This is a genomic window from Streptomyces sp. DH41, assembly GCF_029813785.1.
GTDB lineage: Bacteria > Actinomycetota > Actinomycetes > Streptomycetales > Streptomycetaceae > Streptomyces.
The window spans coordinates 377,621-393,882 of sequence record NZ_JARVKY010000001.1 but is presented as its reverse complement, the minus strand read 5'-3'; the positions used below and the strand labels follow the sequence as shown (position 1 = coordinate 393,882).

Below are 16,262 nucleotides of genomic sequence, written 5' to 3'. Positions count from 1 at the left end.
ATGCCCGTTCGGTCCGGTTCCCGACCGACCTCTGCCGCCGGGGAGTCCCCCGGTGTGCCCGTTGTCGTCGTCTATGACACCGAGGTGCGGGCCGGAGGGCAGTGGCACAAGGCGCCGCGGCTGATGGTTCACCTCGACCGCGGGTTGCCGTCCGACCTGACGGAGCTGGCCTGGCGCTCCGACGGCGGAGCGGAGGCCGTGGTCGCGTTCGACGACGGGATGGCGGCCTTCCGTGGACACCGGCGCTCCGCAGAGGGCTCGTCGGAGGACTACCGCGGCGTCGAGTGTGAGCGCCGGCCGGCCCTCGAAGGGACGTGGGAGGACCGAGTACGTGTCTTCGCCACCGAGGAGGACCGGGACGGCGACGGCGACACCGCCGAGGGCCGACTCAGCCTGCTGTTGGACGACGGTCGGGGCGCGGTCGAGCGGGTCACCTGGCGGGACCGGCGGGGTACCTTCGCGTCCCTGACGCTGCGGCGGCCCGCGCCGTCCGCCGCCCGCGGCACCGTACCGGTGGCGGTCACGAAGGTCGTGGCCGGCGCGGAGAACCGCAGGGCCGGTGAGGTCGCCGCCAACCTGCTCGGCGCCGGCCGGGGCAAGTGGCTGGCGTTCGAGGCCACCGCGACGCTGGACTTCGCGCTGCCCGAACCCACCGTCGTCACGGCCTACCGGCTCACCGCGGCGAACGACTACCGGGACCGCGACCCCCGCGACTGGCGGCTGCGGGGATCGGTGGACGGACGCACCTGGATCACCCTCGACTCACGCCTGGACCAGGCCTTCCCGCAGCGCCATCAGGTACGTGAGTACGCCGTGGCCAACTCGACGCCGTACCCGCTGTACCGCCTCGACATCGGCCGCAACTGGGGGCGGCAGGCCGAGACGCAGCTGAACCGGGTGGAACTGCTCACCACGGACGACGCCGGACTCGTCGGCACCCCCGTGCCCGTCACCCGCATCGAGGCCAGCGGCGAGCACCGGCGCGCCGGCGAGATCGCGGCCAACCTGCTCGACGCCGGCGGCGGCAAGTGGCTGACGTTCTCGTCCACCGCGACGCTGGACTTCGTCCTGGCCAAGCCGGGCGTTGTCACGGCCTACACGTTGACGTCCGCCGACGACCACTGCTCGCGGGACCCGAAGGACTGGGTGCTGCGGGGGTCCCAGGACGGACGCACCTGGGTGACCGTCGACCGGCGGTCCGGAGAGATGTTCACCGAGCGCTTCCTGGCGCGGGAGTTCACCACTGCCGCCACGACGCCGTACGCCCGGTACCGGCTGGACATCACCGCCAACGCAGAGGGCGTGGGCGAGATCCAGCTCCAGGGCGTGCGGCTGGTGGCGAAGCGGAACGACGGCCGGATCACCACCGGCCAGGAGTTCTCCGGTGTCCTGCGCGACGAGCACGGTCCCGCCGTCGGCTACCGGGGGAGGACGGTCGCCCACGAGGTGGTGCGAGGGCGGGTCGGCTCCCCGGACGGGAATGAGCCGGTGGCGGGCGTCCGGAACCGCGAGTCGCAGGCGAAGCTGGACCGCTTCCGCGACGCGGCGCTCGCGCACGGCATCCCCGTCGCCGACGTGGAGCGCTGGCTGGGGCTGGCGCGGCCCTGCCTGACACTGGCGTCGGACGTGGACGGCCCGGTCGTCGGGCACTTCGGCACCCCGGTGATGCTGCCGCCCGACGTCGCCCTCCCGCGCCTTCACGACGTGCCGTTCGGCGAGCTGTCCGACGACCCGTCCGGCGAGCCCGCGTACGAGCACCTCGTCGCGACCCTCGACCTCGCGGCCCTGCCCGAGGGCGTGACGAACCTTCCGCTGCCGCCCGACGGCCGTCTGCTGTTGTTCGCCTGGCCCGCGCTGGAGGCGAGCGAGGACGACTCCTGTACGAGCGGTTCCGCGGTGTACGTCCCCGCCGGCACCGTGGTCGAGGAGCGCGAGGTGGAGTACGAGTACGGGCCGGGCCACGAGTTGGGCGACGTCGACTTCGACGGGGAGCTGCGTGGCGAGCTGCGCGTGAAGTACGACGTCTCCCTGCCCGACTACGACAACTTCGACGGCGACCCGCTCCTCGACGAGCATCCCCGGGCCCGGGAACTGCGCGAGGTGTGGTCGAAGGTGCGGGCCGACGGCTACTGGTACAAGGGCCCGCAACTGCAGATCGGCGGGTACGCCCTGGACGCCCACGGGTGGGGCGACCCGGTGAGAGGGTGCGCGTACGCCGCCGGGGACGACGGCCGAGGGCGCGGGAACTGGGCGCTCCTGGCCCAGTGGCATCCCGGGATGTACAACCTGGAGTCCGTCACCATGTACTGGGCGATGAGCGAGCGGGACCTCGTGGACCGCCGCTTCACCGGGGCCCGGGTCACGATGTACGTCCACTGACGTCGACACCACCGGCACCGGCACCCCCACCGGCCGGTGCCGGTCGCAGCGGCGTTCGTCGTCGGCGACACCCGGCGGACCGGTCGGCGAGGGGCCGTGCGGCGCACGCGGAAGGCGCGCCCTGGCTCCCTAACCGTCCTTGCCGTAGCGCCGGACCTCCGACGTCTCCACGGTCCACGGTCCGAACGGCACCGAGTCGCCGAAGATGTACGGCTCCTTCCGGCTGTAGCGGCCCCCGCACGGTTCGGAGTGCACCTCGATCGTGCCCGTGCGCGGGTCGACGATCATGTAGTGCGGGATGCCCATGGCCGGGTAGTCGGCGAGTTTCTCGGCGTAGTCGTTGATCGGGTTGGACGGTGAGACGATCTCGACGGTGGCCAGGACCTGCGTCGCGTCGACAGCGAGGCCCTCCTCGTCGAGGGCGGCCTCGGGGATGACGACGGCGTCGGGGCGACGTATGCGGCCGATCGCCGGGCTCTCGATTTGAGGGCCGTTCGCGCAGATATGACCGGCGTGGGCGCTGAGGAGTTGCGCGTCCAACTGCTCACGGATGCGACGGACCGTGCCCGCATGCCGCTTGGTCGGGCACGTCATGGCCAGTACGGGACCGGACGGCCCGATCTCCACGCGCCAGGTCCCTTCGAGCCGTTCCGCATACGCCCCGAGATCTTCGGCGATGGCGCGCATCCTCGCGTAGTCCACGCCCCGAGCGTACTGAGAAGTCTCCTCCCGGCAGCCCCTGTCAGTCCCCACCGGTACCGTCGGATCATGCCCACCCAGTCCGACGCCGCCACCGGCGAACGCCGCCTCGCCACCCTCGAAGGCGTCCTGGAACGCATCACGTACGCCAACGAGGAGAACGGCTACACGGTCGCCCGCGTCGACACCGGCAGAGGCGCCGGCGACCTGCTCACCGTGGTCGGCGCACTGCTCGGCGCGCAGGCCGGGGAGTCCCTGCGGATGGAGGGCCGCTGGGGGTCCCACCCGCAGTACGGCAAGCAGTTCCACGTGGAGAACTACACGACCGTGCTCCCGGCCACGGTCCAGGGCATCCGGCGCTACCTCGGCTCCGGTCTGGTCAAGGGCATCGGACCGGTCTTCGCCGACCGCATCACCCAGCACTTCGGCGTGGACACGCTCCAGATCATCGAGGAGGAGCCGAAGCGGCTCATCGAGGTGCCCGGCCTCGGACCCAAGCGGACCAAGAAGATCGCCGACGCGTGGGAGGAGCAGAAGGCGATCAAGGAGGTCATGCTCTTCCTCCAGACCGTCGAGGTGTCGACGTCGATCGCGGTGCGGATCTACAAGAAGTACGGCGACGCGTCGATCTCCGTCGTGAAGAACCAGCCCTACCGCCTGGCCGCCGACGTCTGGGGCATCGGCTTCCTCACCGCCGACAAGATCGCCCAGTCGGTCGGCATCCCGCACGACAGCCCGGAGCGGGTGAAGGCGGGGCTGCAGTACGCCCTGTCGCAGGCCACCGACCAGGGGCACTGCTACCTCCCGGAGGAGAAGCTGATCGCCGACGCGGTGAAGCTGCTCCAGGTGGACACCGGGCTCGTCATCGAGTGCCTCGCCGAGCTGGCCGCCGAGCCGGAGGAGGGCGAGGACCCCGGCGTCGTACGCGAGAAGGTCCCCGACCCGCAGGGCGGCGACCCCGTCACCGCCGTCTACCTGGTCCCCTTCCACCGCGCCGAGCTGGCCCTGGCCGCCCAGCTGCTGCGCCTGCTGCGCACCGGCGAGGACCGGATGCCGGGGTTCGGGGACGTTGCCTGGGACAAGGCCCTGGGATGGCTGAAGGGCCGTACCGGCGCCGACCTCGCCCCCGAGCAGGAGGCGGCCGTCAAGCTGGCCCTCACCGAGAAGGTCGCCGTCCTCACCGGCGGGCCGGGCTGCGGCAAGTCCTTCACCGTCCGCTCCATCGTCGAGCTGGCCCGCGCGAAGAAGGCGAAGGTCGTACTCGCCGCGCCGACCGGGCGGGCCGCCAAGCGGCTGGCCGAGCTGACCGGAGCCGAGGCCTCCACCGTGCACCGCCTGCTGGAGCTCAAGCCCGGCGGCGACGCCGCCTACGACCGGGACCGGCCGCTCGACGCCGACCTCGTCGTCGTCGACGAGGCCTCCATGCTCGACCTGCTCCTCGCCAACAAGCTGGTCAAGGCCGTCGCCCCCGGCGCCCACCTGCTCTTCGTCGGGGACGTCGACCAGCTGCCCAGCGTGGGCGCGGGCGAGGTGCTGAGGGACCTGCTCGCCGACGGGAGCCCCGTGCCCGCCGTCCGGCTCACCCGGGTCTTCCGCCAGGCCCAGCAGTCGGGCGTCGTGACGAACGCGCACCGGATCAACGCGGGGCAGCACCCGCTCACCGACGGCATGAAGGACTTCTTCCTCTTCGTGGAGGACGAGACGGAGGAGGCGGGGCGCCTCACGGTGGACGTCGCCGCGCGGCGCATCCCCCAGAAGTTCGGACTGGACCCGCGCCGGGACGTGCAGGTCCTCGCCCCCATGCACCGGGGGCCCGCAGGCGCCGGCACGCTGAACGGGCTCCTCCAGCAGGCCGTCACACCGGGGCGCCCGGACGTGCCGGAGAAGCGGTTCGGCGGCCGGGTCTTCCGGGTCGGCGACAAGGTGACCCAGATCCGCAACAATTACGAGAAGGGCGAGAACGGCGTCTTCAACGGCACCGTGGGCGTCGTCACCTCGCTCGACCCGGTGGAGCAGCGCCTCACCGTGCTGACGGACGAGGACGAGGAGGTCCCGTACGAATTCGACGAGCTGGACGAACTGTCCCACGCCTACGCGGTGACCATCCACCGCTCCCAGGGCAGCGAGTACCCGGCGGTGGTGATCCCCGTGACGACCGGCGCCTGGATGATGCTCCAGCGGAATCTGCTGTACACGGCGGTCACCCGGGCCAAGCGGCTGGTCGTCCTCGTCGGCTCCCGCAGGGCGATCGGGCAGGCGGTGCGCACGGTGTCGGCGGGCAGGCGCTGCACGGCGCTCGACTTCCGGCTGACGGGCTCCCGAACCTGAAACCTTCCGGTAAACCTCTCGGCCGCTGTGAAAAAAAATGATCGATCAAACGAGTCGCAAAGGTCACAGAGCACTTCCGGAAGGGCGGAAGAGGGGGCAGGATGAGCAAGTTGGCGGCACTGAGTGCCGCCAATAGGCCCGATGGTCGACCCCGAGTGCACTCTCCTGAGCCAAGTGGGGGATGGTAGAGACAGTCAGGGCACCTCGAAGATGAGGCACTACGTCGGTGGTGAGGGAAGACGTGAGCGACAACTCAGTAGTACTGCGGTACGGCGATGACGAGTACACCTACCCGGTGATCGACAGCACCGTCGGCGACAAGGGCTTCGACATCGGGAAGCTCCGCGCCCAGACCGGTCTGGTGACGCTGGACAGCGGTTACGGCAACACCGCCGCCTACAAATCCGCCGTCACGTACCTGGACGGCGAGGCGGGCATCCTCCGGTACCGCGGCTACCCGATCGAGCAGCTGGCCGAGCGCTCCTCGTTCGTGGAGGTCGCCTACCTGCTGATCAACGGCGAGCTGCCGACCGTCGACGAGCTCGCCGCGTTCAAGAACGAGATCACGCAGCACACCCTGCTGCACGAGGACGTCAAGAACTTCTACAAGGGCTTCCCGCGCGACGCCCACCCGATGGCCATGCTGTCGTCGGTCGTCTCAGCGCTGTCGACGTTCTACCAGGACAGCCACAACCCGTTCGACGAGCGTCAGCGCAACCTCTCCACGATCCGGCTGCTCGCGAAGCTTCCGACGATCGCGGCCTACGCGTACAAGAAGTCGATCGGTCACCCGTTCGTCTACCCGCGCAACGACCTCGGCTACGTCGAGAACTTCCTGCGCATGACGTTCTCGGTGCCGGCGCAGGAGTACGAGCTCGACCCGACGGTCGTCGCCGCGCTGGACAAGCTGCTGATCCTGCACGCGGACCACGAGCAGAACTGCTCGACCTCCACGGTCCGCCTGGTCGGCTCCTCGCAGGCGAACATGTTCGCCTCGATCTCCGCCGGCATCAACGCGCTCTGGGGTCCGCTGCACGGCGGCGCCAACCAGTCGGTGCTGGAGATGCTGGAAGGCATCCGCGACGCCGGCGGCGACGTCGACTCCTTCATCCGCAAGGTGAAGAACAAGGAGGACGGCGTCCGCCTGATGGGCTTCGGCCACCGGGTCTACAAGAACTTCGACCCGCGCGCCAAGATCATCAAGGCCGCCGCGCACGACGTCCTCTCCGCGCTCGGCAAGTCCGACGAGCTGCTGGACATCGCGCTGAAGCTGGAGGAGCACGCGCTCTCCGACGACTACTTCGTCTCGCGCAGCCTCTACCCGAATGTCGACTTCTACACCGGCCTGATCTACCGGGCCATGGGCTTCCCGACCGAGATGTTCACGGTCCTGTTCGCGCTGGGCCGGCTGCCGGGCTGGATCGCCCAGTGGCACGAGATGATCAAGGAGCCGGGCTCCCGCATCGGCCGCCCGCGCCAGATCTACACGGGTGTCGTCGAGCGCGACTTCGTTCCCGTCGAGGAGCGCTGAGCCGCCAGGCACCCCCGCAGCGCATCCGAGGAGTCCCGTGCCGCCCCGAGCGGCACGGGACTCTTCCGTGCCGGTACGAGACATCCGCACCGGTGCGAGACAGCAGAAGGCGCCCTGGCGCCGGTCCCCCCACGGGCCGACGAACCAGGGCGCCTTCCCATGTCCCGGTGCGGATTCCCCCCACGGGATCCGGCCGGGCGTCTGTGAGGACAGCGCCTGAATCGCTGTACATCTGTCGTGCCAGTAGTGCCTGTCGTGCTGTTCGTGCGGTCTGCCGGGACAGCGCACGCCCGGGAGGGCCGCTCAAAGCTTCCCGGTGTACGTGTCCCGGCAACGCAGCTCTGGGAAAGTCCCCCAAGACACTCCCAGATGCCAGGTGGCGCCCCCCAAGACGCTGCCTGACATCGCCAACTTAGACCGTCGAACCCCTTGGATGGTTACGTTCACATCACTGTGATCTGCGTCTCTTGCATATGTCCGTTAGATGCGCAAGAGCCCCGATACGCCGAACGGGACCCAAGCGTAAGGAAGATGCGCGAGCCTTGTGAAGAGCTTATGTGAGGCGGGTGCCGGACTCCAGAGGCACTCCCCCTCTACCTGCGTGGAACGCGCGTTTCAGCGAAAGGCCCGCAGCCGGAGGCTGTTGGAGACGACGAACACCGAGGAGAAGGCCATCGCCGCCCCCGCGATCATCGGGTTCAGCATCCCGGCGGCGGCCAGCGGCAGCGCGGCCACGTTGTAGCCGAAGGCCCACACGAGGTTGCCCTTGATCGTGGAGAGGGTGCGCCGGGAGAGCCGGATCGCGTCCGCGGCCACCCGCAGGTCCCCGCGCACCAGCGTCAGGTCGCCCGCCTCGATCGCCGCGTCCGTCCCCGTGCCCATCGCCAGGCCCAGGTCGGCGGTGGCGAGCGCGGCGGCGTCGTTGACGCCGTCCCCGACCATGGCGACCGTGCGGCCCTCGGCCCGCAGCCGCTCAACCGCGGCGACCTTGTCCTCGGGCAGCACCTCGGCGATCACCTCGTCGATGCCGACGGCCCGCGCGACCGACTCGGCGACGCGCCGGTTGTCGCCGGTCAGCAGCACGGGGCGCAGGCCCAGCCGGCGCAGTTCGGCCACCGCCTCGGCGCTGGTCCCCCTGACCGCGTCCGCCACGGAGACGATCCCGCGCGCCTCGCCGTCCCATCCGACGACGACGGCCGTACGACCGTCCCTCTCGGCCTCGTCCCTGGCGCGGGACACCTCGGGCGGCAGAGCGTCGTAGAGGCGCCCCACGGCCACCTCACGGCCCTCCACGCGCCCGCGTACGCCCCGCCCGGGGAGGTTCGTGAAGCCCTCGACGCCGGGCAGGGGGCCGACCCTCCCCCACTCTCGGCTTCGCTCGAGCGGGGGGACCCCCATCTCGGCGCCGGCCGCGATCGCGCGGGCCACGGGGTGCTCGGAGGCGTGCTCGACGGCGCCCGCGAGCCGCAGCAGCTCCTCCTCGTCGGTGCCGTCGGCGGCGTACACCTCGTGCAGGGTCATGCGGCCCGTGGTGACGGTGCCGGTCTTGTCCAGGACGACCGTGTCGACGCGTCGCGTGGACTCCAGTACCTCGGGGCCCTTGATGAGGATGCCGAGCTGGGCGCCCCGGCCCGTGCCCACCATCAGCGCCGTCGGCGTGGCCAGACCCAGCGCGCACGGGCAGGCGATGATCAGTACGGCGACGGCGGCGGTGAAGGCGGCGACCGTGTCACCCGTGGCGCCCAGCCACCCGGCGAAGGTGGCGACCGCGATCAGCAGCACCACGGGCACGAAGATTCCGGAGACCCGGTCGGCGAGCCGCTGCACCTCGGCCTTGCCGCCCTGCGCGTCCTCGACCAGCCTCGCCATCCGGGCCAGCTGCGTGTCGGCGCCGATCCGGGTGGCCTCGACGACCAGCCGGCCCCCGGCGTTGACCGTGGCGCCGGTGACCGCGTCCCCGACGCCGACGTCCACCGGCACCGACTCGCCCGTCAGCAGCGAGGCGTCCACGGCCGAGGCACCCTCGACCACCGTCCCGTCGGTGGCGACCTTCTCGCCGGGCCGTACGACGAACCGGTCGCCCACCGCCAGCCGGGCCACCGGTATCCGCACCTCGCGCCCGTCCCGCAGCACCGCGACGTCCTTGGCGCCCAGCTCCATCAGCGCCCGCAGCGCGGCGCCGGCGCGACGCTTGGAACGGGCCTCCAGCCAGCGGCCGAGGAGGAGGAAGGCGGTGACCCCGGCGGCGGCCTCCAGATAGATCATGGAGGCGCCGTCCGCGCGCGAGACGGTGAGGTCGAAGCCGTGCCGCATGCCCGGCATGCCCGCGTCCCCGAAGAACAGCGCCCACAGCGACCAGCCGAACGCCGCGAGGGTGCCCAGCGAGACCAGGGTGTCCATGGTGGCCGCACCGTGCCGGACGTTCGTCCAGGCGGCGCGGTGGAAGGGCAGCCCGCCCCAGACGACGACGGGCGCCGCCAGGGTGAGTGAGAGCCACTGCCAGTTGTCGAACTGGAGCGCCGGGACCATCGCGAGCAGCACGACGGGCGCGGCGAGGAGGACGGAGACGACGAGGCGCTCGCGCAGGGCGGACAGCTCGGGGTCGTCGGTGTCCGCCCCACCGCCGCCCTCCGGGGACGGTGTCTCGTCGGTGGGCTCCGGCGGCGGCGCGGGCTCCTCGGCGGTGTATCCCGTCCTGACGACCGTGGCGATCAGGTCGGCGACCTCGGTGGTCGGCGGGTGGGTGATCCGGGCCTTCTCCGTGGCGTAGTTCACCGTGGCGGTGACGCCGTCCATGCGGTTGAGCTTCTTCTCGACGCGGGCCGCGCAGGAGGCGCAGGTCATCCCGCCGATGAGCAGCTCGACCCGGGCGAGGTCCGGCTCGGCGGCCGTGGGGGTGGTGCTGGTCATGGTCCGGGCTCCAGACGGGCCGGCCGGACCGCGCGCGGCCCGGCCGGCAAGGCGTGGGTGCTGCTGGGGCGCTGCGGCTCAGGCCCTGCCGACGAGCTCGAAGCCCGCCTCGTCCACGGCCGCGCGCACCGCCGCGTCGTCGAGGGGCGACTCGGAGACGACGGTGACCTCGCCGGTGGAGGCGACGGCCTGGACCGAGCCGACGCCCGCGATCTCGGAGATCTCGCCGGAGACGGCGCCCTCGCAGTGTCCGCAGCTCATTCCGCTCACCTTGTAGACGGTGGTGACGGAGCCCTGGGTGTCGGTCTGGGTGGTCATGTCGTTACTCCTCGTCGGGGCGTGCGTGGGCGGGGGTACCCGTGGTCCAGCGTGGACCACGTACCGTCCACTGTACCCCTAGGGGGTATGGGAGTGCGTCAGCCCGCCGGTCCGGGGGTGCCCGCGGTGGACGGCCCACTCGTGGTCGAGGACGGCCATCAGCACCTCGTCCACCCACGCGCCGTCCCGCCACTCCACCTCACGCCGCACTCCCTCCGTCACGAACCCGACCTTCTCGTAGACGCGCAGGGCTCGGTGGTTGTAGCCGTAGGCCTCCAGCCCGATCCGGTGCAGGCCGAGTTCCTCGAAGCCGTAGCCGACGATCAGCCGGGTCGCCTCGGTGCCGACGCCCCGGCCGCGTCCCCGCGCGCCTATCAGGGTGCGGAAGGTGCAGGAACGCTCCTCGGGCACCCACTCGTTGAGCACGACCTCACCGAGGAGTTCGCCGTCGGCGGGGTCGGTGACGGCGAGGTCGAGACGGTCGGGCCGCGCGCTTCGGGAGCCGTACCAGTCGCGCAGCACCTCCGGGGTGAGCTCATGCGTCGGCGAACCGGTGAAGCGCTGGACCTCGGAGTCGTTGATGATCTCCCACATGCGGTCGGCGTCGGCCTCGGTGAACGGTCGCAGTACGGTCCTGTCGCCGGTCAGGACGGGTTTCACGGAGAAGTCCATGTGCGGCACTGTGCCCCACGCGGCCGCGGGATACTAAACGGTTTTCCGACCGCCGCCCGGCCGTCGCGCGGTGGGGCGGCGGTCGTCCTACCGGTTCCGGTTGCGGGGGCGGGACGCGACCCAGGTCCGGACCGTGTCCGCGTACCAGTAGGGCTTTCCGCCCTCCACGTGGTCGGGCGGGGGCAGGAGCCCGTGCTTGCGGTACGACCGCACGGTGTCCGGTCGTACCCGGATGTGGGCCGCGATGTCCTGGTAGGACCAGAGCCTTCGGTCGGTCACGGTTGCACCTCCCTGCGCGCACCGCGGTGGCGGCCGGGGGCGGCCGCCGGGGGGAGCCGGACGCTGCGCTGGCGATCACCAAGCCTTGCCGGATGAACGACGTGCGGTGAGGGACGGTCAGGGGCCGTTCCGGGATGTGACGGAAGGCTCGCCTGCGCGTGACATGTGTGACGGAACGGTTGCTTTTGTGACATGAGCGGCCGACGTGAGCAGCCGACGTGAGCGGCCGACGTGAGGCGGTGCGCCGGGTGCCGGGGTGTGGCGCCACCCGGACGACGTCACCCACCACGTCATCCGAATGTCCGGACAAAACGTTGACAGGCCGCACGCGCGGGGCTAGAAACCGGGGGAGACGCAATGGCGGACCCGCGAAGGCGGGCCCGTGAGGGCGGGCACGAAGGGGAACGCGATGGCGCACGACCTGATCGCCGGGGAGCCGCAGTCCGCTCCCGCCGTCGCCGGTGGTTCCCCCATGAGACGCCTCCGGCGCGGGAAGGCCACTTCGCCCTGGCAGGAGCGAAGCACGAGCGCCGACTCCCCGCTCGCACCGGCTCCGCGCCGGAGGTTCCCGCGTCCCGCCGGGGCGCGGGCCCGCCCACACTCGCCCACGTGTCTACGCGGACGCCCAAACCGCATACACAGTGTCGGGCCCGCCCGCGGCGCCCGGCTGCTGGGATGGAGCCATGGCCGAGGCCGCGACCCGAACGTCGCCGGTCGCGGCCGGTGAGCAGGCCCCCACGGCACGTCTCGACCCGTCGCCGCCATCTGTGAAGGAGTTCTCGGTCATGACGAACATCGTCAACCACTGGATCGGCGGCAAGACCGCCGAAGGCGCCTCGGGAACGTACGGGCCGGTGACGAACCCGGCCACCGGCGCGGTCACCACGAAGGTCGCCTTCGCCTCCGTCGGCGAGGTGGACGCCGCGGTCGCCGCCGCCAAGGAGGCGTACCTGACCTGGGGTCAGTCCTCGCTGGCGCAGCGCACCTCCATCCTCTTCAGGTTCCGGGCGCTGCTGGACGCGCACCGCGACGAGGTCGCCGAACTGATCACCGCCGAGCACGGCAAGGTGCACTCCGACGCGCTCGGCGAGGTCGCGCGCGGCCTGGAGATCGTCGACCTGGCCTGCGGCATCAACGTGCAGCTCAAGGGCGAGCTGTCCACCGAGGTCGCCACCCGCGTGGACGTGGCCTCGATCCGGCAGCCGCTCGGCGTGGTCGCCGGGATCACGCCGTTCAACTTCCCGGCGATGGTGCCGTTGTGGATGTTCCCGATCGCCATCGCCTGCGGCAACACCTTCGTGCTCAAGCCGAGCGAGAAGGACCCGTCGGCCGCCGTGAAGGTCGCCGAGCTGCTCTCCGAGGCCGGACTGCCGGACGGCGTCTTCAACGTCGTACACGGTGACAAGGTGGCCGTCGACCGCCTCCTGGAGCACCCGGACGTCAAGGCGGTCTCCTTCGTCGGCTCCACCCCGATCGCCCGCTACATCCACACCACCGCCTCCGCGAACGGCAAGCGCGTCCAGGCGCTCGGCGGCGCCAAGAACCACATGCTGGTGCTGCCCGACGCCGACCTCGACGCGGCGGCCGACGCGGCCGTCAGCGCGGCCTACGGCTCGGCCGGCGAGCGCTGCATGGCGATCTCCGCGGTCGTCGCGGTCGGCGCCGTCGGCGACGAGCTGGTGGAGAAGATCCGCGAGCGCGCCGAGAAGATCAAGATCGGCCCCGGCGACGACCCGTCCTCCGAGATGGGCCCGCTGATCACCAAGGCGCACCGCGACAAGGTGGCGTCCTACGTCGAGGGCGCGGCGGCCGAGGGCTGCCAGGTCGTCCTGGACGGCACCGGCCACACGGTCGACGGCCACGAGGACGGCCACTGGATCGGCATCTCCCTGCTGGACCGGGTGCCGACCACGGCCAAGGCCTACCAGGACGAGATCTTCGGCCCGGTCCTGTGCGTGCTGCGCGCCGAGACGTACGAGGAGGGCGTGGCGCTCATCAACGCCTCACCCTTCGGCAACGGCACCGCGATCTTCACCCGGGACGGCGGCGCGGCCCGCCGCTTCCAACTGGAGATCGAGGCAGGCATGGTCGGCGTGAACGTGCCGATCCCGGTCCCCGTCGGCTACCACTCCTTCGGCGGCTGGAAGGACTCGCTCTTCGGCGACCACCACATCTACGGCAACGACGGCACGCACTTCTACACCCGCGGCAAGGTCGTCACCACCCGCTGGCCGGACCCGGCCGACGCCCCGGCGGGCGTGGACCTGGGCTTCCCGCGCAACCACTGAGGCGGCCCCGACGCCCCGGCCCGCCGAGCGCGCGGCGGACCGGGGCGCCGGCGGGTCACTGGCCGATCGCCGTGTCCCGCTCTTGTCTGACCTGGTCGGAGAGGTCGCCGGTCTGGTCGGCGGGCGGAGCAGTGATCTCCTCGGTGGCTCCGAACTTCACGAAGTCCATGTTCACGGTCATTCCGGCGCCGGTCTGCGAGATCCGCACCGGCAGGTCCTTGCCGTCGACCCAGATGTCGCAGGTCAGCTTCCCGCCGCTCGCCTCCAGGGCGGCGATGGCGGCCTTCTTCTCGGCCGCGGTGAAATCGGACTTCTCGATGTGCTCCGCGCCGACGCTGCCCCGGTAGTGGGTGGTCCTCTTGCCGAGGACGGTGTCCTCGCCAAGGTCCTCCACCTCCGTGGAGGCCGTCATGTAGCGCAGCGTCGCGGTGGGGTCGGCGTTGGCCGCCATGTTGTCGGCGCCCGCGTCGCCCACCACGGCGGCGACGTCGACGCGCATCCATTCCTTGCCCGCGATCGGGCCGCTCGGCTGGGGATCGACGTCGTAGTAGTAGGCGCCGTCGACCATGATGACCCGCGTCGTCGGGTCGTCCTGGACGGTGCTCATCCGCGCGGCGGCGGTGTCCATCTCGACGTCCATGGCCGCGCCGTCCCCCCAGGAGTACGTGCCGTCCATGGAGACCGGCTTGCCGCCGGTCGCGTCCAGCGTGGTCGTCGTCCTGACCTCGGCGGAGCCCAGCTCCTCGGTCCGGTCGGTGGCCCGGGTGAGGGCCGCCGTGATCATGTCCGTCTTGTCCACGGCCTGGTCGGTCGTCCCGGCCGCCTTCTCGGCCCCGCCCGAACCGCACGCCGTCGCCGCGACCATCGCCGCCGCCGTCAGCCCCACCCAGGCCGCGGTGTACTTCAGCTTCATGAGTCCCCACCCCGTCGCCGTGTTCCTCTGATTCGCCTGTGTCCCGGACTCTATCGGGCCCCACCGACAGCGTCCGGACACCGGAAAGCCGGCACTTTTTTTGCCCCGCTCCCTACGGTTCCCGTACGCCTCAAAGAGGCTCTGCCGGACGGAACCTGATGCGGTTTCCGCAAGTCGTGCCGCGATATGCCAACGGATTCCGTAGGTAAACACCCATTGACGCGCTGGTTTTCGTCGGTATTCCATCTGGCGTCGGGAGCAGACGAGAACCACGTACGACCAAGCCGCCGGAGGCGATAGCGCTCCCGTTCGAACCACGCCGCACGAGTCGATCGGAACCGCTCCATGACCGACACGCTCCGCCCCACCGAGACCGCCGCAGCGGCGCCCCCGGACCACCCGGTCGATCCGGACCACCCCGTCCGCCCGGGTGCTCCGGACCACCTCGTCCGCCCGGGTGCTCCGGACCACCCGGGGCTTCCGGAGTCCCGGACGCTCAAGCGTTCCATCGGGGTAGTCGGCGGCACTCTCCTGACGCTCTCGTGCGTGACCCCCGCCTCCACGCTGTTCGTGGTCGTCCCCGACCTGTTCGGCTCGCTCGGCACCGCCACCGCCCTGACCATCGCCATCGGCTCCCTGCTCTGTGTCGCCGTGGCGTTCTGCTACTCGGAGCTGGGCACCCTCGTCCCCAGCGCGGGCGGCGAGTACGCCATGGTGTCGACGATGGCCGGGCGGCTCGCGGGCTGGCTGGTCTTCGTGCTGTCCCTGCTGGTCGTCATGATCGTGCCGCCGGTGATCGCGATGGGCACCGCCGACTACCTCGCCCCGGTCGTGCGCCTCGACCCGTCCCTGGCGGGCGCCGGCGTCATGCTGCTCGCCACCCTCGCGGGCCTGCTCGACCTGCGCGCCAACGCCTGGATCACCGGCGTCTTCCTGGTCCTGGAGGTCATCGCCGCGGCCGTCGTCGCCGTGCTGGGCTTCGCCCACGCCGAGCGCGGCCCCGGCAGCCTCGCCTCCATGGAGGTGACCGGTACGGACGGCGGCACGGACCCCGTGACGGCCATGCTGGTCGTCTCCGGGCTCGCCATCGCCCTGTTCATCACCCAGGGCTTCTCCACCGCCGTCTACCTCTCCGAGGAGCTGGAGAACCCGCGCCGCAACGTCGCCCGTACGGTCCTCGCCACCCTCGGCATCTCCACCGTGATCATCCTGGTCCCGGTCGTCGCCATCACCCTGGGCGCCTTTGACCTCGCGGAGCTGACCGGCGGCGACATCGGCGCCATGGTCACCGCCTGGTCCAACTCCGCCGTCGGTACCTTCGTCAGCCTCTGCGTGGCCCTCGCCATCGTCAACGCCGGCATCGTCATGGTCATCCAGAACTCGCGCGTCCTGTTCGCCTCCGCCCGCGACAAGGCCTGGCCCGCCCCGGTGAACGGCCTCTTCGCCAGGCTCGGCCGGTTCGGCTCCCCCTGGGTCGCCACCCTCGCCGTGGGCGTGCCCGGCGCGGTGCTGTGCTTCGTCGACCTGGACACCCTGTACGGCGTCACGGGAGTCTCCGTCACCGGCATGTACCTGCTCGTCGCGGTCGCCGCCCTGCTCGCCCGGCGCGGTTCCCACCGGCACGCGCACGCGTGGCGCATGCCCCTGTGGCCCGCGGTGCCGGTCCTGCTGATCGCGGTCCTCGCCTACATCCTGACCCGGCAGGAGACGAGCCACCTGCTGTGGACCGGCGGCATCACCGCGTTCGCCACCCTGTACTGGGCCCTGTACCTGCGCCCCCGCCGTGACACGCGCTGGCTGGTGACCGTACCGGAGGACGCCCAGGACGCCCAGGACGCCCCGGAGGACGCCCGGAAGGGCGACGCCCAGGCGCCCGCCCGGCCGTGACCCGCCCTACCGCGCCCGTGGTACGCGGCGACGGCGCCGTACTTCCGTGGGAGGGGCG

The 16,262-nt window shown here is 71.3% G+C and carries 11 protein-coding genes and 1 pseudogene; 6 read left to right on the top strand and 6 right to left on the bottom strand.

Annotated features, from left to right (window positions below):
* Positions 1–54: 54 nt before the first annotated feature.
* On the top strand, positions 55–2,379 hold the full coding sequence (locus tag QC283_RS01675) for a hypothetical protein (protein ID WP_279559482.1): 2,325 nt from the start codon (positions 55–57) through the stop codon (positions 2,377–2,379).
* A 129-nt stretch (positions 2,380–2,508) separates the two neighbouring features.
* Here the strand turns inward: QC283_RS01675 and QC283_RS01670 are convergent, their stop codons facing one another.
* Positions 2,509–3,081 (bottom strand): Uma2 family endonuclease, encoded by a 573-nt coding sequence (locus QC283_RS01670; RefSeq protein WP_279559481.1) that lies wholly within the window; start codon positions 3,079–3,081, stop codon positions 2,509–2,511.
* A 66-nt stretch (positions 3,082–3,147) separates the two neighbouring features.
* Between QC283_RS01670 and recD2 the strand changes: the two genes are divergently transcribed.
* Both recD2 and QC283_RS01660 read left to right on the top strand, forming a co-directional pair.
* The gene (gene recD2 / locus QC283_RS01665) at positions 3,148–5,406 is read left to right on the top strand and encodes an SF1B family DNA helicase RecD2 (protein ID WP_279559480.1); all 2,259 of its coding nucleotides are present in this window, start codon (positions 3,148–3,150) and stop codon (positions 5,404–5,406) included.
* A gap of 241 nt (positions 5,407–5,647) precedes the next feature.
* Positions 5,648–6,937, top strand: coding sequence for a citrate synthase (locus tag QC283_RS01660; RefSeq protein ID WP_279559479.1), 1,290 nt, complete (start codon positions 5,648–5,650; stop codon positions 6,935–6,937).
* A gap of 615 nt (positions 6,938–7,552) precedes the next feature.
* Here the strand turns inward: QC283_RS01660 and QC283_RS01655 are convergent.
* From QC283_RS01655 to QC283_RS01640, 4 genes are all read right to left on the bottom strand, one after another.
* Positions 7,553–9,847: a heavy metal translocating P-type ATPase gene (locus QC283_RS01655; protein ID WP_279559478.1), complete on the bottom strand. Its 2,295-nt coding sequence runs from the start codon at positions 9,845–9,847 to the stop codon at positions 7,553–7,555.
* 78 nt (positions 9,848–9,925) lie between these two features.
* A complete protein-coding gene (locus QC283_RS01650; protein ID WP_279559477.1) occupies positions 9,926–10,165 on the bottom strand; it encodes a heavy-metal-associated domain-containing protein in 240 nt (79 codons plus the stop codon).
* A 78-nt stretch (positions 10,166–10,243) separates the two neighbouring features.
* Positions 10,244–10,837 carry a GNAT family N-acetyltransferase gene (locus tag QC283_RS01645; RefSeq protein ID WP_279559476.1) on the bottom strand — a complete coding sequence of 198 codons (594 nt, stop codon included), beginning with the start codon at positions 10,835–10,837 and terminating at the stop codon, positions 10,244–10,246.
* Positions 10,838–10,924: 87 nt separating this feature from the next.
* Positions 10,925–11,116: a helix-turn-helix transcriptional regulator gene (locus tag QC283_RS01640; protein ID WP_279559475.1), complete on the bottom strand. Its 192-nt coding sequence runs from the start codon at positions 11,114–11,116 to the stop codon at positions 10,925–10,927.
* Positions 11,117–11,595: 479 nt separating this feature from the next.
* On the opposite strand from QC283_RS01640, the pseudogene QC283_RS01635 reads away from it, so the two are divergent.
* Positions 11,596–11,707: pseudogene (locus QC283_RS01635) on the top strand (5-deoxy-glucuronate isomerase); the annotation flags it as partial.
* A 194-nt stretch (positions 11,708–11,901) separates the two neighbouring features.
* Positions 11,902–13,404: a CoA-acylating methylmalonate-semialdehyde dehydrogenase gene (gene mmsA, locus QC283_RS01630; protein ID WP_279559474.1), complete on the top strand. Its 1,503-nt coding sequence runs from the start codon at positions 11,902–11,904 to the stop codon at positions 13,402–13,404.
* Positions 13,405–13,459: 55 nt separating this feature from the next.
* Here the strand turns inward: mmsA and QC283_RS01625 are convergent, their stop codons facing one another.
* A complete protein-coding gene (locus QC283_RS01625) occupies positions 13,460–14,317 on the bottom strand; it encodes a hypothetical protein (protein WP_279559473.1) in 858 nt (285 codons plus the stop codon).
* 345 nt (positions 14,318–14,662) lie between these two features.
* Between QC283_RS01625 and QC283_RS01620 the strand changes: the two genes are divergently transcribed.
* The gene (locus QC283_RS01620; RefSeq protein WP_279559472.1) at positions 14,663–16,204 is read left to right on the top strand and encodes an APC family permease; all 1,542 of its coding nucleotides are present in this window, start codon (positions 14,663–14,665) and stop codon (positions 16,202–16,204) included.
* The last annotated feature ends 58 nt before the right edge of the window (positions 16,205–16,262 follow it).